A 26904-nucleotide genomic window follows, 5' to 3' on the forward strand; every position below is an offset into this window, starting at 1 on the left:
TATGTGACTGACTTCGTCAGTCTTATCTACAACCTCAAAGCAGTGCTTTGAGCAACCTGCAGCTAGCTTCCTAGTTTGCTCTTTGATTTTCATTGAGTATAAAAATAGTATAAGACTGAAAAGGGGGATGTATGGCTCTATTTAGTAAAAAAGATAAATATATTCGAATCAATCCCAATCGTTCGACTGTAAATCAACCTCAGATCAAGCCAGAGGTTCCAGATGAGCTCTTCTCCCAATGTCCAGGTTGCAAATATACGATTTACCAAAAGGACTTGGGGAGTGAGCGTATATGCCCTCACTGTGGCTATACCTTCCGTATTTCAGCTCAAGAGCGTTTAGCTTTAACCATTGATATGGGTACGTTTTTGGAAATGTTTAAAGGGATTGAGACTCAGGATCCTTTGAATTTTCCAGACTATCGTAAAAAATTGACTTTGATGCGTGAAAAGACAGGTCTTGATGAAGCTGTTGTTACAGGAACTGCTTTGATTAAGGGAGAGAAGGTTGCCCTTGGCATCATGGATTCTAACTTTATTATGGCGTCAATGGGAACAGTTGTTGGTGAGAAAATCACTCGCTTGTTCGAATATGCGACCGCTGAAAAATTACCTGTCGTATTGTTTACAGCTTCTGGCGGAGCACGCATGCAGGAAGGAATCATGAGCTTGATGCAGATGGCCAAAATCTCTGCCGCAGTCAAACGTCATTCCAATGCAGGTCTCTTTTATCTGACAATCCTTACAGACCCGACGACTGGAGGAGTAACAGCTTCCTTCGCTATGGAAGGGGATATCATCTTGGCAGAACCCCAAAGTTTAGTAGGTTTTGCTGGACGCCGTGTGATTGAAAATACAGTAAGAGAAGACCTACCAGAAGACTTCCAGAAGGCAGAGTTTCTTCTAGAGCATGGCTTTGTAGATGCAATTGTAAAACGGCGAGAATTGCCAGATACGATTGCTCGATTAGTAAGGTTGCATAAGGGGGATCGTTGATGAATATAGCGAAAATCGTCAGAGAAGCACGCGAACAAACCCGCTTAACTGCCTTGGACTTCGCAACAGGAATTTTTGATGACTTTATTGAGCTGCATGGGGACCGCTCCTTCCGTGATGATGGTGCTGTTATTGGTGGTATCGGATGGTTAGGAGACCAAGCGGTAACTGTTGTCGGAATCCAAAAAGGTAAAAGTTTACAAGATAATCTTAACCGTAACTTTGGTCAACCTCATCCTGAAGGTTACCGAAAAGCCCTTCGTTTGATGAAGCAAGCAGAAAAGTTTGGTCGTCCAGTTGTAACCTTTATCAATACTGCGGGTGCCTATCCTGGTGTAGGAGCAGAAGAACGTGGTCAAGGTGAAGCCATTGCTCGTAACCTCATGGAGATGAGCGACCTCAAAGTGCCCATTATCGCCATTATTATCGGAGAAGGAGGCTCTGGTGGAGCTCTAGCTCTAGCAGTGGCTGACCGTGTTTGGATGCTAGAAAACTCTATCTATGCAGTTCTCAGTCCTGAAGGCTTTGCTTCTATCTTGTGGAAAGATGGCACGCGTGCCATGGAAGCAGCTGAGTTGATGAAAATCACTTCACATGAACTTTTGGAGATGGAAGTCGTAGATAAGGTTATTTCAGAGAGAGGCCTCTCTGCCAAAGAGCTGCTAGCTCGTGTAAAAAATGAACTTCAAACAGAAATTGAACAATTAAAACAATTATCGTCGGAGAAACTTTTGGAAGAGCGTTATCAACGCTTTAGAAAATATTAAAAAGACAGCTAGAACTAAAAAAGGTTCTAGCTTATTGGTTTCTCTCAAAAATTCATTTCAGGATTAAAAATTGACAGTTGAGGAAATGGAACTGAGAGTCATTAAAAAAAAGATGTATATTATATAATAAGGAATGATAATCTATAAGTGCTACAGAGAATAGACTAAGTTTTTATAGATTTTATGCTGTGCTTGGTCAGTATATAACTGATAAACTGAATAGGGGGTTGTTATTTTTTTCCTCCATCAAGGTAATTTTTTAGGAGTGAGTATGAAAAAACTAGGGCATTTGGGAGTCTTCATCTTACTGGTATTTTTATCGGTTTATCTACCAGAGTTAGGGATTATGCATCTGACTAAGTTTTTAGGATGGGGGATAGATGCCTATTCTATCTTTTTAACAGTAGAAGTAATAGCTCTTTTACTGTCATTTATCTACTGGTTGAAAAAGAAAAAGATGCTCTATATCGTTGAAAATGAGTCTTGGAAATGGTCGACAAATCTTTATCTTCTAGTCGCTCTAGTGGCTACTTATTTTGATCGTCAATTGGTGGATGCTTTTCAATTACAGTTTCATCACTTAATTGATAACAAGTATATCTTTCAAGACCTTATTTCGACTTTATATTCAAATGGACCACCTACTTTTTTAGCGACTAGTTTCTATTTTATATCGAGTGTCATCGTTGCTCCTATATTTGAGGAGACGGTTGATAGAGGGTATTTTATGAATACCTTCTTTCCCAAGTCCAGGTATTATCTGGATGTTATCTTATCAGCCCTTATCTTTGGAATCAGTCATTTGGTATTTTCCCATCGCGATCTCATCAGTTTGATGTTTTATAGTTTAGGCGGTCTCTTCTTTGCCCTTGTCTACCGTTGGACAAAGAATCTAAAAATCACAATCCTGTGCCATAGTTTTTTCAACTTTCTCACTTATGCAAAGCCCATCTGGATATTTGTTTATAATTATGTCTATTACCACTTTTTTAGATAGGGGAAGGGAAAGAAAAAAGTGTTTGATAATTGTCAAACACTTTTTCTATATTATTTAATCTTCTTCTGTCACAAATTGACTAAGGAGTCCATTGATGAAACGGGCTGACTTTTGATCTGAAAAGCTCTTAGCAAGTTCAATGGCTTCGTTAACAGCTACGAGCTGAGGAGTATCAAATGAAGTGATTTCAAAAACTCCTAGGCGTAGTAAATTCTTTTCTACCAAAGTTAGACGATCGATGGTCCAACCAGTTTTCAAATGTTGAGTGATTTGTTTGTCCAGATCATCCTTTTTAGCTTGGACACCAGAAACGAGCTCTACAAGGAAGTTAGGAAGTTGTACGTCTGTATCTTCGCGATCATGTGTGTAGGCGAAGCGACAAGCAGTTTCTAGATCTGAACCAAATTCAAGACTCATCAAGGCTTGGAAGGCACACTTACGTAGTTCACGTCTAGATTCTAATAATGGACTAGTCATTGAGGAAGTCCTCGTCGAATAAGTCTTTCAATTCTGGTTTTGGTGTTTTATCTGGAACGATACCTGCAACGTGAATGTTGACAGCAGAGATTTCAACATCAGCCATGTTACGGACAGCATCCTTAACAGCTTTCTGGATAGCCATAGCAACCTTAGGAACTTTGACACCGTACTCTAGGTAGAGGTAGATATCAGCTGTGAGCTCATCGTTTGCTTCTTTTAGATATACGCCACGACCAAGAGAAAGTTTTGAAAGGGTGTCAGATACTGATTTGTTTGAAAAAGAGTGTACGCCTTCAACTTTCGCAGTTGCAATAGCAATGATTTTTTCAAGTACACGTGGGGCGATGACGATTTCGCCAAGTTGTTCTTCAATTCCCATAGAATGACCTCTTTCTAGTTTCTAGAGATTAGGCGCGAGAAACGTAAGTTCCTTCTGCAGTGTTGATAATCAATTTTTGACCTGCTTCGATGAAGTCTGGAACGTTTACGACAAGACCAGTTTCCATTGTTGCTGGTTTACCAGAACCTGTAACAGTAGCACCTTTAATAGATGGCTGTGTTTCAGTAACTGTCAATTCAACAGTAGTTGGTACAGTCACACCGATTACTTCAGTTCCGTAGAATTGGATTTTTACATCTGAGTTTTCAAGGATGTAAAGCAATTCGTTTTCAACATTCACAACAGGAATTTCGTATTGGTCATAAGTTTCTGTATTCATGAAGTAAGCTGTGTCGTCCATTTTGTACAAGTATTGAGCTGGAACTGTTTCGATGATCGCTTGCTCAAATTTTTCTTCTGGGCGGTAGCTTGTTTCAAAAGTTGAACCAGTGCGGACATCACGCAATTTCATACGCATGATAGTGTTTCCTTTACCTGGTTTGTGGTGGCTAGCTTCCAAAACGCGGATCAATTTTCCGTCAGCTGTTTCAAAAGTCATACCAGCCTTTAGTTTACTTGCTTCAATCATGTTTATACCTCTTTTATAAATAGTTTACTCTTTATTGTACCATAAAATGCAATAATTCTCAAATATCAGATGAGCTTGAATTAGTTGACTGGTACGATATTTCCTTCTTCATCTTTGGTTACGAGAACATACTTGCCGTCTACCTCGATGTAAAAGTTCTTGCTTGCAGTTTGCCCATTATTTTGAATAGGGGCTTGAGTTTGGGCTTGTTGGTTGAGTTGACCGCCAAGTGTTTGTCCTAGGTTCATTCCCATAATCATGTTCATACCATTACCATTGCCTTCATTGTTAGCAGCAGCGATGAGAGCTTCATTACGAGCACGACGTTCTTCAATCTCAATCGTATTGTACTTCATAGCGACAAGCTCGCTATCGAGTTTACGGACAATATCTAAGCTTTCTTGATCATAGCTCAAATCTTCAAGCAGGATGTTGGTTGTTTCAATCCCATAAAGTCCAGCCCATACCTTGTTAACTTCTTGTTTTGCTAGCTCATTGAAAGTATCTTGATTGGCATTAAGGCTATAGATATCTACCTTGTTTTCATTGGTAAATTTAGCAATTGCAATGGCAATCTTTGGTGCGATATTTTGTCGAAGTGTTCCTTGAGCTACATTTTGTAATGTAAAGGCTTTATGGTCTTCAATCTGTTGACTGATGGAGCTAACATAGAATAGGACTGGATCAGCAACTTTGATATCAAACAAACCGTAGAAGCGGATGTTAAGTAATTGTTGATAACGTTCACTGAAGTATTCTACAGCATTCTGTGTACCGAATTTATTTCCGGCAACGGGTTGCATACGAATAAAGATGATTTCTTGTTGGGTAATGACTTGACCACCAAATGAGAAGCGGTTTTTGAAATTTTCCCAAGTGCCCTTTAGGCCACCTTTTTCAAGAAGCCAGGCATTGTCTCCAGAACGCCATTCGTGGCTACCAGCTTCTAAGACATCTCCAAGGAAGGTACCGTTGTTCACTAGAATAGCTACATAGCCTTGAGGCACAATGACAATGCTACCATCTGTTAGTAGTCCAGTGTTTTGATTGCTTTGTCTAGATTTACCATCTGGATCTTTTGAAAGAAGTTGGCCTTTAATGGCCAAAGCATCGGCTGTTAGGTTATTTGGAAGTACGATAGCTTCTTTAAATTTGCTATCGTTGAAACTATTAAGCCCTGAAGATAGAGCGGCACGAATAAATCCCATAATTTCCTCCTAATTATAAAGTTCGTCTTCATCCACAACATCGTAGGTATCGAGTACCCATTGATTTGGACTACGTGTGAGCTCAGCTCCGCAATATTCACATTGGCTAATAGCTGAGATTTTAAGTGGAGCACCACAGTTTGGACAGTGGTCACTGATTGCTTCATCACTGACATTTAGTTCAGTTTGACTTCCGTGTTTGCGGATAAAGTTCATTTGATAAACTGTAAACAAGTCCTCTTGAGGATCACCTTCGATGACACGTTTGCTTTGGTCTTCAATGACATAGTCTCTGAGTGTAGATGACAAGATAACAACAAGGGTATCGTTACCATCTGGATTTTCGTAGAAATCTTTAATGCGGATATTTTCAACATAGACTTTTTCTAAAACATTGGTTGTTTTTGCCCGAATATGATCTTCGAGTTGAGTACTATGTTGGGAATAGAGACTAGTACTTTCGAGAGAGCGAACCAAATTCCAATCCTTTTTAGTCCAGGCTGCCTGCAACTGAATATAGACTTCTTTAACCCATGAAGCGAAGGCATCAGTATCAAAGTTTGGATCACCATGTTTGACACGACTAACAGCTAGTGTGTTGTGTTCTACTCGGCGATGGCTAGGTGGATTATATCCAGTTGAACTGCCGTAAGACTTGCCAGAAGATGAATTCTGGTCGCTTAGATATTTGATGAACATGTAGAGTAAGAAACCTCCAACACCAAACATGATAAGCATGTTCATACCAGTACCTAAAGAACCACCTGAACTAGAGGAGCTACTTCCAGAGCGATAACTACTTCTATAAGAGGAGCTGCGACTTGAGCTACTGCGGCTGCTACTTCTTGAACTGCTTCGGCTAGAGCTACCACTTCGCGAATGGCCAACGCCAGCATCAATTGAGTTAAATGGTGTGAAGAAGAACAACAATAAACAAGTGGCGAGAAGAGTATATAACTTTTTCATATGTCTCCTAACTATGTGAGTACAAAAATAGTTTTTGCTAAATTTTATGTCTATAAAGAGTTTTGGAGTTTTATAGTTTTATTTTCAATAAACCACCCTATAATCCAACCAAATACGAGTATATAATTCTCGATAGCACCAATCGCATTAACAGGAGAATGATATTCAATAAAATTTAACAAATGATTTGTTCCTATTCCTATACCACCAATAATGAGGGCAAGAAGGGCAATTCGCAGGTAAAACCAATCGTACTTAATATTAACGGCAAGAATAATAATTAAGACAGCTAGATTCCAAATTCCAATTTCTCTTTGCCATCCTGCAGAAATACCGTAACCAGAATGCTCTCCCATATATGATGGGAGAAAGATTTGTAGAATAGAAGCACCCAACATGGCGACAATAACTAAAATAAATAGTACTCGTAAAAATTTGTTCATTTATTCTCCTTATTCTATTTTTTAGTAGAAAAGGCTATTAACGAAAGTATATTTACTCGTTCTCTTTCAACTTCGCCAATTCTTGGGCAAGTAGTTTAAGAGCGACTTGTGGGTTGGCTTGACCCTTGGTTGCTTTCATGAGGAATCCTGTGAAGGCCTTGTCAGCGTTACGTTTTCCTGACTTGAAGTCGGCAACAGCGGCTTCGTTATCCGCAAATACTTGATGAATAATTGGAATCAAAACATCAGGATCTGAGATTTGAACCAAACCAGCTTTTTCAACGTATTCACGAGCACTACCACCATTTTTAGCAAGGTGAACAAAGACTTTCTTGGCAATCTTAGACGAAATAGTACCGTCTTCGATGATGGCAATCATTTCAACCAAGTTTTCTGGTGTCAATTCGATTTGTTCCAGTGTCTTACCTTCGGCGTTCAAGAATTGAGCGACTTCACCTTGGAGCCAGTTAGAAACTTGTTTAGCATCACCACCGAGGGCGACAGCTTTTTCAAAGAAATCAGAAGTGACTTTATTGGCAGTCAACTGGCTAGCATCGTATTCTGATAAGCCAAGTTGAGATACGTAACGAGCACGGCGCTCTTTTGGAAACTCTGGCAATTCAGTACGCATCTCTTCGATCCATTCATCTGAGATTTCAAAGAGTGGTAGATCTGGTTCTGGGAAGTAGCGGTAGTCTGCAGCACCTTCCTTGACACGCATGAGGATGGTTGCTTTGTTCGCTTCATCGTAACGACGTGTTTCTTGGCGGATTTGACCACCTGAGCGAAGAATTTCAGCCTGACGTTGCACTTCGTACTCAAGACCCTTACGCACGTTTGAGAAGGAGTTGAGGTTTTTCAACTCAGTTTTGGTACCAAATTTCTCTTGACCATAAGGACGAAGGGAGATGTTGGCATCCACACGCATGGAACCTTCTTCCATCTTAACGTCAGAGATACCAGCATACTGGATCACTTCCTTAAGAGCTGTTAGATAAGCATAAGCTTCTTCTGGTGAGCGCATGTCGGCTTCAGATACAATCTCAATCAATGGCACCCCTTGACGATTAAGGTCGACATAAGAGAAACCATCTGTTCCGTGAGTATTTTTACCAGCATCTTCTTCCAAATGGGCACGCTCAATACCGATTTTCTTAGTTGTTCCGTCTTCTAGCTCCACTTCAATCCAGCCGTTATAACCGATTGGCTCATCAAACTGAGAAATTTGATAGGCTTTAGGATTATCAGGATAGAAGTAGTTTTTGCGATCAAAGTGCATCTTCTTATGGATGTCCATGTTGAGGGCAAGAGCTGCCTTGATACCAGCATCGACAACACCCTTATTGAGAACTGGCAGTACGCCAGGGAAAGACCAGTCAATCACGTTAGTATTGGCATTTTGGTCGTTTCCGAAGTGGGCAGAAGTAGGTGAGAAGATTTTTGAATTGGTGTTGAGCTCTACGTGGACTTCAAGTCCAATGACTGTTTCAAAGTTCATTAGTTATCACCTCCAAAAATCACGGGTTGTTGCTTGTGGTAGTCTGTTGTTGCTTCAAAAGCAGCAGCAGCTTGGTAGATAGTCTCTTCTGAGTATTTAGGACCAATCAATTGGAGTCCTACTGGTAGACCTTGAGCAAATCCAGCAGGAATCGAAATTCCTGGTAGACCTGCCAAGTTGACAGGGATGGTCAAAAGGTCAGCCAAGTACATGGCAACTGGGTCATGGTTGAGTGAATCCAAGTCATAAGCAACACTTGGAGCAGTTGGTCCCAAAATCAAGTCATAATCCGCAAAGACGTTTTCGAAATCTTGGATGATGAGGGTACGGACTTGTCCAGCTTTTTTATAGTAGGCATCATAGTAACCTGATGAAAGGCTAAAGGTACCCAGCATGATACGGCGTTTCACCTCTTCACCGAAACCTTGACTACGGCTGTTTACATAGATTTCATCAAGATTAGTCGCATCTTCTGCGCGGTAGCCGTAACGGATACCGTCAAAGCGTTGCAAGTTTGAGGAGGCTTCTGATGAAGCGATAATGTAGTAAACAGCAACACCGTATTTAGAGTGAGGAAGGCTGACTTCTTCGACGATAGCACCAAGTTTTTCAAAGTGTTTGGCTGCGTTAAGAATGGTTTCCTTAACCTCGGGGTCAATCCCTTCACCGAGATATTCTTTAGGCAAAGCAATTTTCATGCCCTTGATGTCTTTACCGATTTTTGAAGTAAAGTCGGCAATGCGGACAGGAGCAGAAGTAGAGTCTTTAGCATCTTCGCTGGCAATCGCGTTGAGCAAGAGGGCATTTTCTTTAACAGTTGGTGCAAAAGGTCCAATCTGGTCTAATGAGCTACCGAAGGCAATGAGACCGAAACGTGAAACTGTTCCGTAGGTTGGTTTGAGACCAACAATCCCGTTGAAGGCAGCAGGTTGGCGGATAGAACCACCAGTATCAGAACCAAGTGACAAACGGACTTGTCCTGAAGCTACAGAAGTAGCAGAACCACTTGATGAACCACCAGGAACCTTGCTGTGGTCCCAAGCATTTTTAGTCGCACCGTAGTGAGAAGTTTCACCTGAACCACCCATGGCAAACTCGTCCATGTTGGTTTTTCCGACAACAATCATACCCTTAGCTTTGGCATTGGCAACGGCTGTCGCATCAAAGATTGGCTCGTAGTTGTAGAGCATTTTTGAGGCTGCAGTTGTAAGGATACCGTCAGTAGAGATATTATCCTTAACAGCCAGTGGAATTCCAGAAAGGACATTATCCACGTCAATTCCAGCTTCATCAATAGCTTTAGCTTGTGCAAGGGCTTGCTCTTCTGCGATAGTGACAAAAGCGTTGATAGTTGTCTCGCGAGACTTGATATCTTCTAGCGTGGCTTGTGTCAATTCAGTTGCAGAAATTTCCTTAGAGACAAGGAGATTGTGCAAGTCTTCAATAGTTTTGTTATTAAAAGTCATTAGGCATCTCCTCCATCATCTAGGATAGCTGGTACCTTGATATAGTAGTTTTCTTTTTCAGGTACGTTTTTAAACAAGCGGTCACGGTCTGTTCCTTCTTCGGCCACATCAGGGCGGAGTACAGTTTTGCGGTCTGCCATGGTCGTAGTAGGTGCGACACCAGTTGTGTCGACTTCGCCCAGCAATTCAACCATGTCTACAATCTTGGACAAGGTAGTTGCAAAGGCAGCAGTTTCTTCTTCAGAGAATCTTAATTTTGAAAGATTGGCAACGTGTGTTACCTCTTCTTGCGTAATTTTCATCGGGTATCCTTTCGTGAAATGATGATTATTTATCTGTTCTATTTTACCATATTTTCCTATAAATAAGGTGAGCTAAGTTGAAAAGAAGTAGAAATTGAAAAATGGTTTTTAATTCGATATAATGGTTGAAAATAGAAGCAAGAACAGCATTGGTTTTTAGTCGGCAAACAAGATGCATACATTGACCGATTCGAACAAGTTAAGGAGGACATATGAAAATTTGGGATTTACTTTTTACCAGTAAAAAGACAGTTCCTCCTCATTTGGGGACGTGGTACTTCTTATTGCCTACTTCTTTAGTAATCATAGCTGTTTTATCGATTCGTTTCGCATCATCTAAAGGTTACAGAAACTTTTGGTATTGGGGACAATTGATTCAGTTGCTCATTATCAACGCTTGGTATATTGCGGCGCGTCTGCCTCTATCTGAGGCTCTTCCCTTTTATCATAGTCGCATGGCTATGTGGATGATTCTTTTTGCTCCTAACAAGACCTTTTTCAAACAATATTTCGCCCTGGTTGGAGTATTTGGTTCTATTATGGCTTTAGTTTATCCAGTCTTCTATCCTTTTCCTTTTCCTCATGTTTCCTCGGTTAACAATGTTTTCGGCCACTGGGCCCTCTTAGCAAACTGCTTGATTTATCTTGTCAGATACTATCAAGTTCAAAATAGGGATATTTGGAAGATTTGCCAGATGACTCTTGGAGTCAATGCTATCATTTTTCTAGCTAATCTTGCAACAGGAGGGAATTATGGCTTTATGAGCAAACCCCCTGTGATTGGGGATCATGGTAGTTTGCTTAACTATTTGATAGTAACCAGTTTCATGACAGGAACTCTCATCTTCATTAATCAACTTGTTAAATGGAAACATAAGAATAGTTAATATACAACTGAATTCGTTACCTTAAGGAGACTTTATGCATCATTTTATTACAAGAACCCAAACGACGCCACCGCCTATTCCGATTTTTTGGTATGGAGTTATGATAGGCCTTCTTGCCTTGTCTATTTATGCTTCTCTTACTTACTACAAAAATCCCAAATTTGTTCGATTGTTTAAGTGGATTCAAATAGCGCAATTGCTAGCGCTCTATACTTGGTATATTGGATTTGGGATTCCGTTTTCGAACAGTCTGCCTCTTTACCATTGCCGTTTGGCCATGTTTGCAGTAGTTTTCTTGCCAGATAAGTGGAAAATTAAGCAGTATTTTGCCCTTTTGGGAGCCAGTGGGGCAGTATTTGCTTTGGGCTATCCGGTTTTTGATCCTTATGATTTCCCGCATATTACCAGCTTTTCTTTCCTGATTGGGCATTATGCTCTCTTGGTCAATTCCTTGGTTTATCTCATGAATCACTATGATAAAAACCTGCTTAAAAAGTATCGCATTATCGCCTACACTTTTGTTCTCAACCTTTTCCTAGTTGGAGTTAATCAAGTCACAGGTGGAAATTACGGGCTTTTGAATACCACACCTTTTATCCCAGATGCCCCTATATGGATAAAGTATCTTCTGGTTTCAATCATTCTATCTGCAGCCCTAGTACTCTTTGATATCTTGTTTAAGAAACGTTGGCAAAAGAAAATTGCTCTAGAAACGATTCATCTGTGAAGCGATATTAAGAGTGATAGATATAAATAATCAACAAAAGAATCTGAAGAGCAGGTCTACTATCTTGACCTGCTTTTTCTTGTGTAAGCAATTGAAAAACTCTCTAAAATTCGATATAATGGAGTGTTGAAAGGAATTTTAGAGTCCGATGTAACAAAGAACGATTATAAATTGAAATTATTAAAAAAGTAGAAAGAAAGAGAACTTATGAACATTCAAGAAGAAATTAAGAAACGCCGTACCTTTGCCATCATCTCTCACCCGGACGCGGGTAAAACGACTATTACAGAGCAATTGCTATATTTTGGGGGAGAGATTCGTGAGGCAGGTACTGTAAAAGGAAAGAAAACAGGAAACTTTGCCAAGTCTGACTGGATGGATATCGAGAAACAACGTGGGATTTCGGTAACCTCATCTGTGATGCAATTTGACTACGATGGCAAACGCGTGAACATCCTAGATACTCCAGGGCACGAGGATTTCTCAGAAGATACCTATCGTACATTGATGGCGGTGGATGCGGCTGTCATGGTTGTAGACTCTGCCAAGGGTATCGAGGCCCAAACCAAGAAATTGTTTGAGGTTGTTAAACACCGTGGCATTCCAGTCTTTACCTTTATGAACAAGCTGGACCGTGACGGTCGTGAGCCACTGGATCTCTTGCAAGAATTGGAAGAAGTTCTAGGTATTGCGAGCTACCCGATGAACTGGCCAATCGGGATGGGGAAAGCCTTTGAAGGCTTGTATGACCTCTATAACCAACGCTTGGAACTTTACAAAGGGGATGAACGCTTTGCTAGTCTGGAAGATGGGGACAAGCTATTTGCTAGCAACCCATTCTACGAGCAAGTCAAGGATGACATCGAACTCTTGCAAGAAGCTGGAAATGAATTCTCAGAAGAAGCCATCCTTGCGGGTGAATTAACACCAGTATTCTTCGGTTCAGCCTTAACTAACTTTGGTGTGCAGACTTTCTTAGAGACTTTCCTCAAGTTTGCTCCAGAGCCACACGGCCACAAGAAGACAGATGGTGAACTTGTAGATCCTTACGACAAGGATTTCTCAGGATTTGTCTTTAAAATCCAAGCCAACATGGATCCTCGTCACCGTGACCGTATCGCCTTTGTCCGTATCGTATCGGGTGAATTCGAGCGTGGTATGAGTGTTAATCTCCCTCGTACTGGTAAGGGAGCTAAGCTGTCAAATGTTACTCAGTTTATGGCAGAAAGTCGTGAGAATGTCACTAATGCCGTAGCTGGAGATATCATCGGGGTTTACGATACCGGTACTTATCAGGTTGGGGATACACTAACTGTTGGAAAAAATAAGTTTGAGTTTGAACCACTGCCAACCTTTACCCCTGAGATTTTCATGAAAGTTTCTGCTAAGAACGTCATGAAACAAAAATCTTTCCACAAGGGAATTGAGCAATTGGTGCAAGAAGGAGCGATTCAACTTTATACCAACTACCAAACAGGTGAATATATGTTGGGTGCCGTTGGTCAATTGCAGTTTGAAGTCTTCAAACACCGTATGGAAAATGAGTACAATGCAGAAGTGGTTATGAGCCCAATGGGTAAAAAGACGGTTCGCTGGATTAAACCTGAAGATCTGGATGAGCGTATGTCTTCAAGTCGAAACATCTTGGCTAAAGACCGCTTTGACCAACCTGTCTTCCTTTTTGAAAATGATTTTGCTCTCCGCTGGTTTGCGGACAAGTATCCAGATGTAGAGTTAGAAGAGAAGATGTGATTCAGTAAGTCTACTTGATTGCAAAGCAATCTAAGTAGACTACGGCAAGTCCTATAAGACTTGCCTAACTGCCTCACTAACTTAGTTTTACAAATGGAATCGATTTGTAAAACTAAGTGTCGTAATCTAATAAACACTATTCACTAAGACGGTTTACCTAAACGCTTCACTAGGCAAAACCCACGAATGGTATCGATTCGTGGGTTTTGCCATCGTAACAGAAAGGAAGCGGACTAGCTGCCTTACTAACTGCGTTTGGCAAATAAAATCGATTTGCCAAACTCCGTGTTGTAGTAAAAAAGTATTTGCTTTGGAACCTTAAATCTATTTAAAAAGGCCAAGAATAATATCTTCTTGGCTTTTCTTCTTGGCTGATTTTAACAAAATTCCTAAACTCCGCCCTGGTGAGGGACGGAGTTTAGGAGATCTTTTAGGTCGCTAATCGGTAAATAGCTTCAGTATAGATATCCATTTTTAAACTATATAAAATTTATGCATAAAAATATTTTTAAAATTTTTAAGATGGTAGAAAAAATGAATTTCTCCGAGATAAAGTGCTGCTTGAAACAAAAAAAATCCCTTAGACCAGGACGATTGATCTAGCCTAAAGGAATGGATAGTTGGGTATTAGATACCGAAATTTTTCATAAAAATTGTGAAGAGTGCCAGTAAGATGAAGCTGATACTATTAAGTAGCATATGGACCGAGATAGACATTTCCAAACGTCTGGTACGATAAGCAGTCCAAGTGAGGACAGTAGACATCCAACCATAAATCAAGAAGGAAGGGAGATTAGAAGGCATATGTGCAAGGAGGAAGATTAGCCAACCAATGACATAGCCAAACTTTTCGTAGCCTTGGAAGAGTTTGGTAGGAATAATCCCGCGACAGATGATTTCTTCACAAATAGGTGCGATTAAAACGATGAGGAAGAAACTGCTAATCAGAGAGCTTTCAGAAATAAGGTTGTTAATTACTTGTTGATTAGAAGTTGTTGTTTGTTTCATGAGTTGTAACCAGATTCCACCTACAAGATTTCCAACATAAATAGCTAGGTAGCTAAAGACAATGCGAGGAAGATCGTTAACGGTGAGAAGTTTAGATTTTAAATCAAGCAACTTGCTCTTATGGGCTCCGTATAAAAAGATAGCAAGTACAAGAATCGAAATGAGGGACACAAGAATTGTTGACCAGATTGGATTAAACTGAATTTTAGTTAGTATAGCTAGAGTTAGCATAGGAGTCTGAGATAGAAAGATAGCTACTAACAAAATCCCAAACCAAGCGAGTCGTTTACGAAAATCTTTAAAAAAGTTCATTGATGTATCTCCTAAAATTTTTTTAATTATAACATAATTATTGCAAGGATTCTATTTGTTACCATAAGAGGAAGGTACAAACGACAAATAGAATATCCCGAATTAAATGACTGTAGAATGACACCTCTTGTCTTAAGTTTTTTGGGAATAAAAAACTGAGAAATAAAGCGCCAAGGCCAATATAAAAAGCGATGGATAAAATGGTGATTGGATTACGTAGGAAGATTAAAATGGAAATGAAGATGATGGAAAATCTCACTTCCTTGCTACTTGAATTTTTTTTCAACCTTCTCCATTTTTTCAAGGGGAGAAAGGTAATAAGATCAACTCCAAAGAGAAAAAAGAAGGAGGGGAGGATGAGTTCTACAGCTGCTTTTTGAAGTAAGTTGACAGTAACGATAGTATCTGATAGAACCAGCCCAACCCCGCAGAGGTTGACCACAATCATCATACTATAAAATAAAAAGATAAAGCGACTCCTATCAATCAGTCTATCTCTTTTCAGGTTTTGACTAGATAAATAATGCATAAAGGCACAAGACCCAGATAAGCCTAATAAAGCCAGTAGAAAATAAAAACAGGATTGTTTAAGGGCTAGAGAGGTTCCAGACCAAAAGATACAACTACAAAATGCCAGTTGGATTAAGGCAAAGAACAAGAGTAGTCGAATTGATTTTATGACTTTTTCCATAAAGTATCCCCTATATTTTTTTCTTATTATAGCTAAAAGATAGGAGAGAAAAATCCTTAAATTCCCAATTGTCGATTTTTAGAGCTGTCTTGTCTGTTGAAACTAAAAAATCCCCCTTCAAGGGTTCCTTGAAGAGGGGAGATAGGGTGTAAAGTTGATTGTTCTAACGTTTAGACCAAGTTCGCTTCATAAAGAGCAGTATGATTGGATAGATTTCAAGACGTCCTGCAATCATTGCAAAAGATAGTAGAAGTTTTGAAAATGGACTAAAAATTGAGAAACTTGCAGTTGTTCCTAAAATAGGACCGATATTGTTAAAACAACTGAAAACAGCACTCGTGACAACCATTAAATTATTGGTATCTAAACTGACGATGAAAATCAAACTGAGTAGAATCATGATATAAACCACAAAATACTTCAGGATCTTGTGCTGGGTATCCTTATCAATAACCGTTTGATTAACCTGAAGGGTTAACACACGGTGAGGTGATATGGTAGACAAGATTTGATTTTTAGCAATTTTAGATAGGATGACTCCACGGATGACCTTGAGACCACCAGCGGTAGAACCAGCAGAACCACCGATTGCCATCAGCATTAGCAAGATGTATTGAGAGAACAAAGGCCAGTTCGTGATATCTCCATATCCAAAACCGGTAGTGGTAATGATGTTAGATACTTGGAAGAAGGCCATCTCAAAGCTTTGTGAAACGCCACTATAGAGGTGGAGTGTGTTAAGCGTGATTAAGCCAGTTGATATGGCTACAATCAAGAGATATGCTCGGAGTTCTTCATCAAAAAAGAATTCCTTGATCCGACGAAGCATGAGGTAGTAGTAGAGGTTGAAATTGATACCAAACATCAAAACCCCGACACTAGTCAGATAGGTGATGAGAGAACTGTGATAGTGGGCAATTCCGTCATTATAAACAGTAAATCCACCAGTACCAGCAGTACCCATAGCGATAACAAAACTATCGTAGAGTGGCATCCCAGCAAGGTAATAAATAACCACAAAGAGGGCGAACATAGCCAGGTAGAGGATGTAAAGGATTTGGGCTGTATTTTTTAGCTTAGACACAACCTTGCCAAATACTGGTCCTGGAACCTCAGCCTTCATAACTTCTAGGTGACTATTTTTAGCATTGTCCATAATAGCTAGGGCAAAAACCAGTACCCCCATCCCTCCGATGAGGTGGGTAAAACTCCTCCAAAATAGAAGAGAACGACTTAAGACAGAAACATCATTTAAAATGGTTGCTCCAGTTGTTGTGAAGCCAGAACTAATCTCAAAGAAGGCGTCTATCATATTGGGAATTTGCCCTGAAAAGACAAAGGGAAGGGCACCAAAGAATGACCAGAGGATCCAACAGAGGGCTACAATTAAGACCCCTTCTTTTGCATAGATTCGCTGTTTTTTAGGCTTGCTGATGATGCCGAGAAGACCTAGAACAACAAGGATCCCGATGGTAGAGAAAAGAGCTGTAAAAACTTGACTCGATTCTCGATAATAAAGAGCAATGCTAACTGGAACTAAGAGTAGACCAGCCTCGATCAAGAGTAGCTTTGCAAGAAGAAATCGTACCATACTTCTATTCATAGCTTACCTCTCTAACAGATCATAAATCTTGGTGATATTTGATAGTAGTGTGATGACAACCAACTTATCACCGACTTGAAGGCTATCTTCACCTGTTGGGAAGATTGTTTTTCCATTGCGAATAATAGCAGCAATTAAAATATCTTTTTTGAGTTTCAGTTGAGACAAAGGTTTACCAGTCATCTTGTTAGCTTCCTTAATAAGGAATTGGAGAGTCTCAATCTGTCCATTTGCTAGGTGGTGCATTGCTTGAAGGTCTGAATACTGGGCATTGGCACGACCATGGATAAAGTGCATAATCGTATCAACAGCGATTGTTTTTGGTGTGATGATACTAGAAAACTCAGGTGCATGGATAATCTCTAAGAGACTAGTTCGATTGACCTTAGTGATGTTTTTCTGAACACCAACACTATCCAAGAACATAGATGTAATAATATTTTCTTCGTCAACACCAGTAAGGGTTGCGACAGCATCGTAGTGTTGGGCACTTTCTTCTAGGAGAATATCTTTTGCAGTTCCATCTCCTTGTACAATATAGAGTTTTGGATATTTTTGACTGAAAAATGCTGCGCGATCTGGATTGAGCTCAATGACCTTGGTATCAATACGGCTATCTTTTAAAATACCAACTAGGTAGTAGGCGATTTTCCCAGCTCCGATAATGAGTAAACTTTTAACGACACGAGATTTGACATAGTTATGAAAAAGCATCATATCGACACGATGACCTGTTACAAAGATACGGTCTTTATCTTCTAACATAAGGTCGCCACTAGGAATCATCAGTTTATGATCGCGCTCAATCGCACAGACAATCACATTGCCAAACTTTTTCCGGAAGTCTGCGATAGACATCTGACAGATATTGCTATCCTTACGGACAACAAATTCCATCAAACTAACCAAACCACCTGCAAAACGCTCAACAGAAAGAGCATTTGGGAAATCGATGATATTAGCGATAGCACGAGCTGCAAGGAGTTCTGGATTGACAATAAGAGAAAATCCGAGAATATTTTTTTCTTTAAAGTAAGGGTTGGAATACTCAGGATTGCGGACACGGACGATGGTTTCTTTAGCCCCCATCTTTTTAGCTAAGACAGCAGAGACCATATTGACCTCATCATACTGAGTCATAGCGATGAAAATATCGCAGTCTTGAACATTGGCAGCTTCTAGCATGGCAAAGTCAGCCCCATTACCTGCAATTCCAATAATATCAAAACGGCTTGTCATATAATTAAGAACCGTTTCGTTCTGTTCAATTAAGACAACATCATGATTGTCAGCGACAAGTGAACGACAAAGGGCAGAACCAACTTTCCCCCCTCCGACAAGAATAATCTTCATATCAAATAACCTACTTTTTCAATATGTATCTATCATACTCTTTTTTAGAATAAAATGCACTCGGCAACCGACTCTTTTCATTATTAGGGTAGAAAATTGTCCCACTGATAATCTTACTTGTTAAAAATTTAAGATATAAATCAGCTATTTTCGTGTAATTCTAATGAATACATAAGCATTTTAAGCTAATGTAAATATGTTTGTAAAAAAATTGAAAAAATCAAGTCATTTCTATTGACAATCAAGCTGAAAGTGATATACTAAAACAGTAGTTTCGCTGATTTACTTCAAACCTGTTGTGAGGTAAGTTAACGACGCCTTAACCACGCTGTTTGCTGAGCTTGACTCCGGGCAGTGTGGCTATTTTTTTGCACTAGTGAGAGGAAACAAGGCATGACAAATCACATTGTATTATTTGAACCCCAGATTCCACAAAATACGGGTAATATTGCTCGTACTTGCGCAGCAACGAATGCTCCCCTTCATATTATCAAACCGATGGGTTTTCCTATTGATGATCGTAAGATGAAGCGGGCAGGTCTAGATTATTGGGACAAGCTTGAGATTCATTTTTATGATAGCTTGGCTGATTTTATAGAAAAAATGGATGGTCAACTCTACTTGATTTCCAAGTTTGCAGAAAAAGTCTATTCAGATGCAGATTTCACGATAGAAGGAGATCATTATTTTCTCTTTGGGCGTGAAGATAAGGGTTTGCCTGAAGAATTTATGCGTGAGTATCCAGAAAAGGCTCTCAGAATTCCGATGAATGATGAACATGTTCGTAGCCTGAATGTATCTAATACAGTATGTATGATTGTCTATGAGGCTCTCCGACAACAAAACTTCGTGGGTCTCGAACTAGTTCACACTTACGAAACAGATAAGTTGAAATAAACACTTAGATAAAATGCTTGCGCTTGCAAGCTTTTTTTGTTATCATAAAGGGGTCTTCAGGGCTGGGTGTAATTCCCGACCGGCGGTGACTTTTACTCGGAAATGTTCTTTTCCTTTTATACTTTGTTGCCAAGCTTTGCCTAACCAAAAGTTATGCCTACAGCTTGTCGCCTAGTCTAAAAGAAAAATCTCCATTTCCTTACTCTAAAAGAAGTCCGCGAGCGCAAGCTGATGTGGTGAGATTCCACAACCGACAGTATAGTCTGGATGGGAGAAGACGAAAGAATGGCTTTGTCTATTCTAATTGATTTTTTATAGGTAAATTGCAACCGCTTGCTTAAACAGAGTGAGGGGAAACTTTTGGAATTTAAAAATAAAAATAGAGAGTAGATAGAGGAATCCTTTCCAACTTCTTCTGATTTTATAGAAAATTGGAGGAACCTGTTATGACAAACACACGTCGACTTTCGACCATTGCAATTCTATCAGCGCTTTCATTTGTGTTGATGTACTTTGACTTTCCGCTTTTGCCAGCGGCATCCTTTTTGAGGATTGAGTTCAGTATTTTACCGGTCCTTGTGGGTTTGGTAGTCTTGGATTTACCAGCAGCTTTTGGAGTGCTTTTCCTTCGGTCCTTGTTGAAAATTTTTTTGAACAATCAAGGGGTTAGTACCTATATTGGTTTACCGATGAATATTGTTGCCTTGGGAGTCTTTGTGCTTGCTTTTGGTTTGATTTGGAAAAAAGAGCGAACAACCATGCGTTTCGTCCTAGCTTCACTAGCTGGTACGCTTGGTTTGACTCTAGCTATGCTAGTTCTGAACTACGTCTATGCTGTTCCTTTGTACGCTAAGTTTGCTAATTTTGATATTGAGAAAATCTTAGGATTGAGCAACTACCTGATGACTATGGTCTTGCCTTTTAATCTGATTGAAGGTATGATCTTTGCCATCTCTTTCTGGTTGTTGTTTGTCCTTTTGAAACCAACTTTAAAATACTATGAAAGATAAACAAACATATTTGATGAAGGGCTCTTTTGCCCTTTTGCTTTTTGTAATTTTAGGTTATATTGTCAAGTTTTACCCTAATATGCTGATTGACTTTGATCAACCAATCCAGACTGCTATTCGAGGTGACTTACCTGCTTCCTTGACCTTCCTTTTCAGAACAATCACACATTTAATTGATATCCCAGTCATTATCACTTGGGTTCTCATTGTAGCTTTTATTTTTTACCGTAAGCAATGGAAACTGGAAAGTTATCTCATGCTGGGGAATTTGACTTTAGCTGGAATCTTAATCGTAACCTTTAAAAATATCTACCAACGACCTAGACCAGAAATAGTACATCTAGTAGAGGAAAAAGGTTTTTCTTTTCCTAGTGGACATTCTCTAGCTGTGACGCTCATGGTAGGATCTTTGATTGTGATTTTGAGTCAACGGATTAAGAATACAACTTGGAGAAAAGTCGTGCAAATCTTGCTAAGTCTATATCTCGTTAGTGTATTGGTATCAAGAATTTATCTGGGAGTTCACTACCCATCAGATGTGATTGCTAGCCTTTGTGTAGGCCTAGGAGTTTTGTTTATGGAGTTTCCTTTCTACGATAAACTGCGTTTTCAATGGCGCTTCAAAGGAAAGCAGAAGTAGGAATTGCCCCTTCTTGAGGAGATAAAATGGAAGTCAACATAAAAGATCTTCATCCGACTCAACTATACTTATCAGAAAAGAAGTTAAAAGATATCCAGATGCTTTATCAGTCGAAAGAAAAGCGCAATATCAATCCAATTAGCGTTCTTGCATTTGGAAATTGCTTCTTGATTACAGATGGCCATCACAGGGCTTATCAGGCTTTGTTGGTAGGCCAGGATACAATTTCTGCTGAGTTTGATAGAGATGGAGGTGATGAACTATATCATCTCTATGCGCAAGCTTGTGAGAAAAGAAAGATATACTCTGTTCTGGATTTAAAAAATCATATCTTACCTCAAGATGAGTATGAAGCAAAATGGTATAACTGGTGTGATGGTTTTAATCAAGCAGTGGAGCTAGTATTAGGAGTAGAAAATGATGACAAAAATCATTCAAATAGATGATTCCTTACGTCTAGTTCCCTATTTTTTAGCAGATCATCAGGATGCAGCTTTGGCCTGGTATCAAGATGTGGATTTGGTAGAACTTGTAGACGGCATTAGAATACCCTATAGTTCGGAAAAATTAAATGCTATGTATTCCTATTTAGAGAGTCACGGGGATTTGTTCTGGATTGAGTTTCGAGAAAAGGGAGAGTGGCTTCCAATTGGGGATGTAACCTTATCTCAGGAGAATCTTCCTATTGTGATTGGCAATCCGACTTATCAACATCAGGGACTTGGACGCAAGGTATTGAAGACTTTGATTGATCTAGCTCGGCAAAAGGGGTGGAAAAAATTGAACGTTCAAGAAATCTATACTTTCAATCGTATCTCTAGAAACTGTTTTGAGTCTCTTGGTTTTGTAGAAAGTGGCGCTACTGAAAATGGAGTGAGTTTTGTACTGACTTTGAGCGAATGAATTCTTTCCATCATGGTAGAAGATTTTGAAGATTGATTTCACCAAAAAAGTGTAACAGAAAGAAATGTCAAAAATAAAAATTTCTCTTGCATTTTTTTAAAAATAGTGTATAATAGATGGGTATGTGTAAAGCATACTTGTGGGAGGTAAAAATCTCTAAATTACCGCCAAAACCACAAAGGAGGATTTAAAAATGGCTAAAAAAGTCGAAAAACTTGTAAAATTGCAAATCCCTGCTGGTAAAGCTACACCAGCTCCACCGGTTGGACCTGCTCTTGGTCAAGCTGGTATCAACATCATGGGATTCACAAAAGAGTTCAACGCTCGTACTGCTGACCAAGCTGGTATGATCATTCCAGTTGTTATCTCAGTATACGAAGACAAATCATTTACTTTCGTTACAAAAACACCACCAGCTGCTGTTCTTTTGAAAAAAGCTGCAGGTGTTGAAAAAGGATCAGGTACACCTAACAAAACTAAGGTTGCTACAGTTACTCGTGCACAAGTACAAGAAATTGCAGAAACTAAGATGCCAGATTTGAACGCTGCAAACATTGAGTCTGCAATGCGTATGATCGAAGGTACTGCTCGTTCTATGGGATTCACTGTTGTTGACTAATCAATAACATCCCTATATAACCCGCAAGACTTCATCATTTCGAGAAGTGACGTGGGAGATGAAAATCGATTGAACCACTTACAAGGAGAATAGAAAATGGCTAAAAAAAGCAAACAACTTCGTGCTGCTCTTGAGAAGATCGACAGCACAAAAGCATACAGCGTAGAAGAAGCTGTAGCTCTTGCAAAAGAAACTAACTTTGCAAAATTTGATGCAACTGTAGAAGTTGCTTACAACTTGAACATTGACGTTAAAAAAGCTGACCAACAAATCCGTGGAGCAATGGTATTGCCAAACGGTACTGGTAAAACAGCTCGCGTTCTTGTATTTGCACGTGGTGCAAAAGCTGAAGAAGCAAAAGCTGCTGGTGCAGACTTTGTTGGTGAAGATGACCTTGTTGCTAAAATCAACGACGGTTGGTTGGACTTCGATGTAGTTATCGCTACACCTGACATGATGGCTCTTGTTGGACGTCTTGGACGTGTCCTTGGACCTCGTAACTTGATGCCAAACCCTAAAACTGGTACTGTAACAATGGATGTTGCTAAAGCAGTTGAAGAGTCTAAAGGTGGTAAAATCACTTACCGTGCAGACCGTGCAGGTATCGTACAAGCGATCATCGGTAAAGTTTCATTTGAAGCTGACAAGTTGGTTGAAAACTTCAAAGCATTCAACGAAACAATCCAAAAAGCTAAACCAGCTACTGCTAAAGGAACTTATGTAACAAGCTTGACAATCACAACTACTCAAGGTGTTGGTATCAAGGTTGACGTTAACTCACTTTAATTAGTAATAATTTAACATGAAAGGTTGAAGACAGATCTGTCTCAACCTTTTTTCTGTTAAAAAATATAAATACGTATAAACTTTCTAATTCATTTAATATTGTAAAATATCTAGATAGAAAATTCAGAAAATTTGCTCTTTTCTCTTGAAAATTTTTGAAAAAATGGTATCATAGTAACAAGCTATTTTTAAGAGAAGAGAAAGGGGAACGATGGAGAAAATCATTTTAGACTCACCTAAGTCGGGATCGGATCTTGTTTTGGAAACACTTCGCGACTTAGGAATCGACACGATTTTTGGTTATCCTGGTGGAGCAGTACTTCCTTTATATGATGCTATTTATAATTTTAAGGGAATCCGCCATATTCTAGGTCGCCATGAGCAGGGCTGTCTTCACGAAGCTGAAGGTTATGCTAAGTCAACAGGAAAACTGGGTGTTGCAGTCGTCACAAGCGGACCAGGAGCTACAAATGCCATTACAGGGATCGCAGATGCTATGAGCGATAGTGTTCCCCTTTTGGTCTTCACAGGACAAGTTGCAAGAGCGGGAATCGGTAAGGATGCTTTTCAAGAAGCTGATATCGTTGGTATCACCATGCCAATCACTAAGTACAATTATCAGGTTCGAGAAACTGCGGATATTCCGCGAATTATTACAGAAGCTGTGCATATTGCGACTACAGGTCGTCCAGGACCAGTCGTCATTGACCTACCAAAAGATGTTTCTGCGCTTGAGACAGACTTCATTTACTCTCCAGAGATAGATTTACCAAGTTATCAGCCAACACTTGAGCCAAATGATATGCAAATCAAGAAAATCTTGAAGCAATTGTCTAAGGCTAAAAAACCAGTCTTGCTAGCTGGGGGTGGGATTAGTTACGCTGAGGCTGCAGCAGAGTTAAATGAATTTGCAGAGCGTTATCAAATTCCAGTTGTGACAAGTCTTTTGGGACAGGGAACAATTGCAACTAGCCATCCACTTTTTTTGGGAATGGGTGGAATGCATGGTTCCTTTGCAGCAAATATTGCCATGACTGAGGCTGATTTTATGATTTCTATTGGTTGCCGCTTTGATGACCGTTTGACTGGAAATCCTAAAACCTTTGCTAAGAATGCAAAAGTAGCGCATATTGATATCGATCCTGCAGAGATTGGTAAGATTATCGCAGTTGATATTCCAGTTGTCGGTGATGCGAAAAAGGCTTTGCAGCAGTTACTAGCTGAGCCAATCGTTCGTAACAATACTGAAAAGTGGATTGAAAAAGTTACCAAAGATAAGAATCGTGTTCGTTCTTATGATAAGAAAGAACGTGTGGTTCAACCTCAAGCAGTTATTGAACGCGTCGGTGAGTTGACCAATGGCGATGCCATTGTCGTAACAGACGTTGGACAACACCAAATGTGGACGGCTCAATACTATCCTTACCAAAACGAGCGTCAATTGGTAACATCAGGTGGTCTAGGAACAATGGGATTCGGAGTTCCAGCAGCTATTGGTGCTAAGATTGCTAATCCAGATAAAGAAGTTGTTCTCTTTGTCGGAGATGGCGGTTTCCAGATGACCAATCAGGAATTGGCAATCTTAAATATTTACAAGATTCCAATCAAGGTCATCATGCTTAATAACCATTCACTTGGGATGGTTCGTCAATGGCAAGAAGCCTTCTACGATGGTCGAACATCAGAGTCAGTCTTTGATAGCCTTCCAGATTTCCAATTGATGGCTCAAGCCTATGGAATTAAGAATTATAAGTTTGATAATCCTGAAACTCTTGAGAAGGATTTGGAAGTCATCATGGAAGATGAACCAATGTTTATTGAAGTAGACATTTCTCGGAAAGAACATGTTTTACCGATGGTACCAGCTGGTAAGAGTAATCATGAGATGTTGGGGGTGAAGTTTAATGCGTAGAATGTTAACAGCCAAACTTCAAAACCGTTCAGGTGTTCTCAATCGTTTCACCGGAGTCTTATCGAGACGCCAAGTCAATATCGAAAGCATTTCTGTTGGCGCAACGGAAAATCCTAACGTATCACGGATTACCATTATCATCGATGTTGCCTCACATGATGAGGTGGAGCAAATCATCAAACAACTTAATCGTCAGATTGATGTAATTCGTATTCGTGATATTACGGATCAGCCCCACTTAGAACGAGAAGTAATTCTTATAAAGGTTTCAGCGCCTGCTGAAAAACGTGCAGAAATTTTGGCTATTATCCAACCTTTCCGTGCAACAGTAGTCGATGTGGCTCCAAGTTCCATTACCATTCAGATGACTGGGAATGCAGAAAAGAGTGAAGCTTTGATTCGAGTCATTAGACCTTACGGTATTAAGAATATCGCTCGTACGGGTGCAACTGGATTTACCCGCGACTAATACTCTTCGTAAATCTCTTCAAACTACGTTAGCGTCGCTTTGTCGTAGGTATATGTTACTGACTTCGTCAGTCTTATTTACAACCTCAAAGCAGTGCTTTGAGCAACCTACAGCTAGCTTCCTAGTTTGCTCTTTGATTTCATTGAGTAAAAGAATCCAACTTAAATTTGTTAAACTAGCCTAACAGGCAATAAAAATAGAAAAGAGAGAAAAAACTATGGCAGTTCAAATGGAATACGAAAAAGATGTAAAAGTAGCAGCACTTGACGGTAAAAAAATCGCCGTTATTGGTTATGGTTCACAAGGACATGCGCACGCTCAAAACTTGCGTGATTCAGGTCGCGATGTGATCATCGGTGTACGTCCAGGTAAATCTTTTGATAAAGCAAAAGAAGATGGTTTTGACACTTACACAGTAGCAGAAGCAACTAAATTGGCTGATGTTATCATGATCTTGGCACCAGATGAAATCCAACAAGAATTGTACGAAGCAGAAATTGCACCAAACTTGGAAGCTGGAAATGCTGTTGGATTTGCACATGGTTTCAACATTCACTTCGAATTCATCAAAGTTCCTGCAGATGTTGATGTCTTTATGTGTGCTCCTAAAGGACCAGGACACTTGGTACGTCGCACTTACGAAGAAGGATTTGGTGTTCCAGCACTTTACGCTGTCTACCAAGATGCTACAGGAAATGCTAAAGACATCGCTATGGACTGGTGTAAAGGTGTTGGTGCAGCGCGTGTAGGTCTTCTTGAAACAACATACAAAGAAGAAACTGAAGAAGATTTGTTTGGTGAACAAGCAGTTCTTTGTGGTGGTTTGACTGCTCTTATCGAAGCTGGTTTTGAAGTCTTGACTGAAGCTGGTTATGCTCCAGAATTGGCTTACTTTGAAGTTCTTCACGAAATGAAATTGATCGTTGACTTGATCTATGAAGGTGGATTCAAGAAAATGCGCCAATCAATTTCAAACACTGCTGAATATGGTGACTATGTCTCAGGACCACGTGTAATCACTGAACAAGTCAAAGAAAACATGAAAGCAGTTCTTGCGGACATCCAAAATGGTAAATTCGCCAACGACTTTGTGAATGACTACAAAGCTGGACGTCCAAAATTGACTGCCTACCGTGAACAAGCAGCTAACCTTGAAATTGAAAAAGTTGGTGCAGAATTGCGTAAAGCAATGCCATTTGTCGGTAAAAACGACGATGATGCATTCAAGATCTACAACTAATTTTT

Annotated in this window: 29 protein-coding genes and 1 riboswitch; of the genes, 16 read left to right on the forward strand and 13 right to left on the reverse strand. The window is 39.8% G+C overall.

The features are described from left to right. Positions 1-131 precede the first annotated feature (131 nt). The 3 genes from accD to ADH90_RS09345 all read left to right on the forward strand — a co-directional run bounded on the left by accD (position 132) and on the right by ADH90_RS09345 (position 2759). Positions 132-995, forward strand: coding sequence for an acetyl-CoA carboxylase, carboxyltransferase subunit beta (gene accD, locus ADH90_RS09335; RefSeq protein ID WP_049531032.1), 864 nt, complete (start codon positions 132-134; stop codon positions 993-995). Beyond that, a complete protein-coding gene (locus tag ADH90_RS09340; RefSeq protein WP_049531034.1) occupies positions 995-1762 on the forward strand; it encodes an acetyl-CoA carboxylase carboxyl transferase subunit alpha in 768 nt (255 codons plus the stop codon). The genes accD and ADH90_RS09340 overlap by 1 nt, the downstream gene beginning before the upstream one ends. A 271-nt stretch (positions 1763-2033) precedes the next feature. Then, positions 2034-2759 (forward strand): CPBP family intramembrane glutamic endopeptidase, encoded by a 726-nt coding sequence (locus ADH90_RS09345; RefSeq protein ID WP_049531036.1) that lies wholly within the window; start codon positions 2034-2036, stop codon positions 2757-2759. A 54-nt stretch (positions 2760-2813) separates the two neighbouring features. Here the strand turns inward: ADH90_RS09345 and nusB are convergent, their stop codons facing one another. From nusB to gatC, 9 genes are all read right to left on the reverse strand, one after another. Next, positions 2814-3236, reverse strand: coding sequence for a transcription antitermination factor NusB (nusB, locus tag ADH90_RS09350; protein WP_049503062.1), 423 nt, complete (start codon positions 3234-3236; stop codon positions 2814-2816). Then, positions 3229-3618 carry an Asp23/Gls24 family envelope stress response protein gene (locus tag ADH90_RS09355; protein WP_049503061.1) on the reverse strand — a complete coding sequence of 130 codons (390 nt, stop codon included), beginning with the start codon at positions 3616-3618 and terminating at the stop codon, positions 3229-3231. The genes nusB and ADH90_RS09355 overlap by 8 nt, the downstream gene beginning before the upstream one ends. 28 nt (positions 3619-3646) lie before the next feature. Beyond that, positions 3647-4207 (reverse strand): elongation factor P, encoded by a 561-nt coding sequence (efp, locus tag ADH90_RS09360; protein WP_049531037.1) that lies wholly within the window; start codon positions 4205-4207, stop codon positions 3647-3649. 80 nt (positions 4208-4287) lie between these two features. Then, positions 4288-5415, reverse strand: coding sequence for an SPFH domain-containing protein (locus ADH90_RS09365; RefSeq protein ID WP_049531038.1), 1128 nt, complete (start codon positions 5413-5415; stop codon positions 4288-4290). Positions 5416-5424: 9 nt separating this feature from the next. Then, on the reverse strand, positions 5425-6381 hold the full coding sequence (locus ADH90_RS09370; RefSeq protein ID WP_049531040.1) for a zinc-ribbon domain-containing transport protein: 957 nt from the start codon (positions 6379-6381) through the stop codon (positions 5425-5427). Between the two features lie 50 nt (positions 6382-6431). Then, a complete protein-coding gene (locus ADH90_RS09375; protein WP_045763692.1) occupies positions 6432-6824 on the reverse strand; it encodes a hypothetical protein in 393 nt (130 codons plus the stop codon). A 52-nt stretch (positions 6825-6876) separates the two neighbouring features. Beyond that, the gene (gene gatB / locus ADH90_RS09380) at positions 6877-8322 is read right to left on the reverse strand and encodes an Asp-tRNA(Asn)/Glu-tRNA(Gln) amidotransferase subunit GatB (protein ID WP_049531042.1); all 1446 of its coding nucleotides are present in this window, start codon (positions 8320-8322) and stop codon (positions 6877-6879) included. Then, positions 8322-9788: an Asp-tRNA(Asn)/Glu-tRNA(Gln) amidotransferase subunit GatA gene (gene gatA / locus ADH90_RS09385; RefSeq protein ID WP_049531044.1), complete on the reverse strand. Its 1467-nt coding sequence runs from the start codon at positions 9786-9788 to the stop codon at positions 8322-8324. Before gatA ends, gatB begins: the two co-directional genes overlap by 1 nt. Next, positions 9788-10090: an Asp-tRNA(Asn)/Glu-tRNA(Gln) amidotransferase subunit GatC gene (gatC, locus tag ADH90_RS09390; protein ID WP_000705420.1), complete on the reverse strand. Its 303-nt coding sequence runs from the start codon at positions 10088-10090 to the stop codon at positions 9788-9790. The genes gatA and gatC overlap by 1 nt, the downstream gene beginning before the upstream one ends. A 212-nt stretch (positions 10091-10302) precedes the next feature. On the opposite strand from gatC, the gene ADH90_RS09395 reads away from it, so the two are divergent. The 3 genes from ADH90_RS09395 to ADH90_RS09405 all read left to right on the forward strand — a co-directional run bounded on the left by ADH90_RS09395 (position 10303) and on the right by ADH90_RS09405 (position 13456). Next, positions 10303-10977: a TIGR02206 family membrane protein gene (locus ADH90_RS09395; RefSeq protein ID WP_049531046.1), complete on the forward strand. Its 675-nt coding sequence runs from the start codon at positions 10303-10305 to the stop codon at positions 10975-10977. Positions 10978-11011: 34 nt separating this feature from the next. Next, complete coding sequence (locus ADH90_RS09400) at positions 11012-11704, forward strand: TIGR02206 family membrane protein (RefSeq protein ID WP_049531048.1); 693 nt, start codon at positions 11012-11014, stop codon at positions 11702-11704. 207 nt (positions 11705-11911) lie between these two features. Then, a complete protein-coding gene (locus tag ADH90_RS09405; RefSeq protein WP_049531050.1) occupies positions 11912-13456 on the forward strand; it encodes a peptide chain release factor 3 in 1545 nt (514 codons plus the stop codon). Between the two features lie 627 nt (positions 13457-14083). Here the strand turns inward: ADH90_RS09405 and ADH90_RS09410 are convergent. From ADH90_RS09410 to trkA, 4 genes are all read right to left on the reverse strand, one after another. Further along, the gene (locus ADH90_RS09410) at positions 14084-14776 is read right to left on the reverse strand and encodes a CPBP family intramembrane glutamic endopeptidase (protein ID WP_049531051.1); all 693 of its coding nucleotides are present in this window, start codon (positions 14774-14776) and stop codon (positions 14084-14086) included. 58 nt (positions 14777-14834) lie between these two features. Next, positions 14835-15467 (reverse strand): hypothetical protein, encoded by a 633-nt coding sequence (locus ADH90_RS09415; RefSeq protein ID WP_049531052.1) that lies wholly within the window; start codon positions 15465-15467, stop codon positions 14835-14837. A gap of 163 nt (positions 15468-15630) precedes the next feature. After that, on the reverse strand, positions 15631-17070 hold the full coding sequence (locus tag ADH90_RS09420) for a TrkH family potassium uptake protein (RefSeq protein ID WP_049531053.1): 1440 nt from the start codon (positions 17068-17070) through the stop codon (positions 15631-15633). A 3-nt stretch (positions 17071-17073) separates the two neighbouring features. Further along, entirely contained in the window at positions 17074-18423 is a 1350-nt protein-coding gene (trkA, locus tag ADH90_RS09425; protein WP_049531054.1) for a Trk system potassium transporter TrkA, read from the reverse strand. 393 nt (positions 18424-18816) lie between these two features. Between trkA and ADH90_RS09430 the strand changes: the two genes are divergently transcribed. The 10 genes from ADH90_RS09430 to ilvC all read left to right on the forward strand — a co-directional run bounded on the left by ADH90_RS09430 (position 18817) and on the right by ilvC (position 26899). Beyond that, positions 18817-19320: a tRNA (cytidine(34)-2'-O)-methyltransferase gene (locus tag ADH90_RS09430; RefSeq protein WP_049531055.1), complete on the forward strand. Its 504-nt coding sequence runs from the start codon at positions 18817-18819 to the stop codon at positions 19318-19320. A gap of 48 nt (positions 19321-19368) precedes the next feature. Further along, positions 19369-19603: riboswitch (FMN riboswitch) on the forward strand. A gap of 163 nt (positions 19604-19766) precedes the next feature. Next, a complete protein-coding gene (locus tag ADH90_RS09435; RefSeq protein WP_049531056.1) occupies positions 19767-20330 on the forward strand; it encodes an ECF transporter S component in 564 nt (187 codons plus the stop codon). Further along, a complete protein-coding gene (locus ADH90_RS09440) occupies positions 20320-20970 on the forward strand; it encodes a phosphatase PAP2 family protein (RefSeq protein WP_049531057.1) in 651 nt (216 codons plus the stop codon). Before ADH90_RS09435 ends, ADH90_RS09440 begins: the two co-directional genes overlap by 11 nt. Before the next feature lie 26 nt (positions 20971-20996). Next, positions 20997-21416 carry a chromosome partitioning protein ParB gene (locus ADH90_RS09445; RefSeq protein WP_049531058.1) on the forward strand — a complete coding sequence of 140 codons (420 nt, stop codon included), beginning with the start codon at positions 20997-20999 and terminating at the stop codon, positions 21414-21416. Then, positions 21391-21873 carry a GNAT family N-acetyltransferase gene (locus ADH90_RS09450; RefSeq protein ID WP_049531122.1) on the forward strand — a complete coding sequence of 161 codons (483 nt, stop codon included), beginning with the start codon at positions 21391-21393 and terminating at the stop codon, positions 21871-21873. Before ADH90_RS09445 ends, ADH90_RS09450 begins: the two co-directional genes overlap by 26 nt. Positions 21874-22066: 193 nt before the next feature. Then, on the forward strand, positions 22067-22492 hold the full coding sequence (gene rplK, locus ADH90_RS09455; protein ID WP_001085808.1) for a 50S ribosomal protein L11: 426 nt from the start codon (positions 22067-22069) through the stop codon (positions 22490-22492). A gap of 96 nt (positions 22493-22588) precedes the next feature. Next, entirely contained in the window at positions 22589-23278 is a 690-nt protein-coding gene (gene rplA / locus ADH90_RS09460) for a 50S ribosomal protein L1 (protein ID WP_001085672.1), read from the forward strand. 211 nt (positions 23279-23489) lie between these two features. Continuing rightward, positions 23490-25190 carry an acetolactate synthase large subunit gene (locus ADH90_RS09465; protein WP_049527360.1) on the forward strand — a complete coding sequence of 567 codons (1701 nt, stop codon included), beginning with the start codon at positions 23490-23492 and terminating at the stop codon, positions 25188-25190. Continuing rightward, positions 25183-25659 (forward strand): acetolactate synthase small subunit, encoded by a 477-nt coding sequence (ilvN, locus tag ADH90_RS09470; RefSeq protein WP_001253809.1) that lies wholly within the window; start codon positions 25183-25185, stop codon positions 25657-25659. Before ADH90_RS09465 ends, ilvN begins: the two co-directional genes overlap by 8 nt. A gap of 217 nt (positions 25660-25876) precedes the next feature. Further along, positions 25877-26899, forward strand: coding sequence for a ketol-acid reductoisomerase (gene ilvC / locus ADH90_RS09480; protein WP_045763621.1), 1023 nt, complete (start codon positions 25877-25879; stop codon positions 26897-26899). Positions 26900-26904: the final 5 nt, after the last annotated feature.

The sequence above is a fragment of the Streptococcus pseudopneumoniae genome, assembly GCF_001073085.1.
Lineage (GTDB): Bacteria > Bacillota > Bacilli > Lactobacillales > Streptococcaceae > Streptococcus > Streptococcus pseudopneumoniae_M.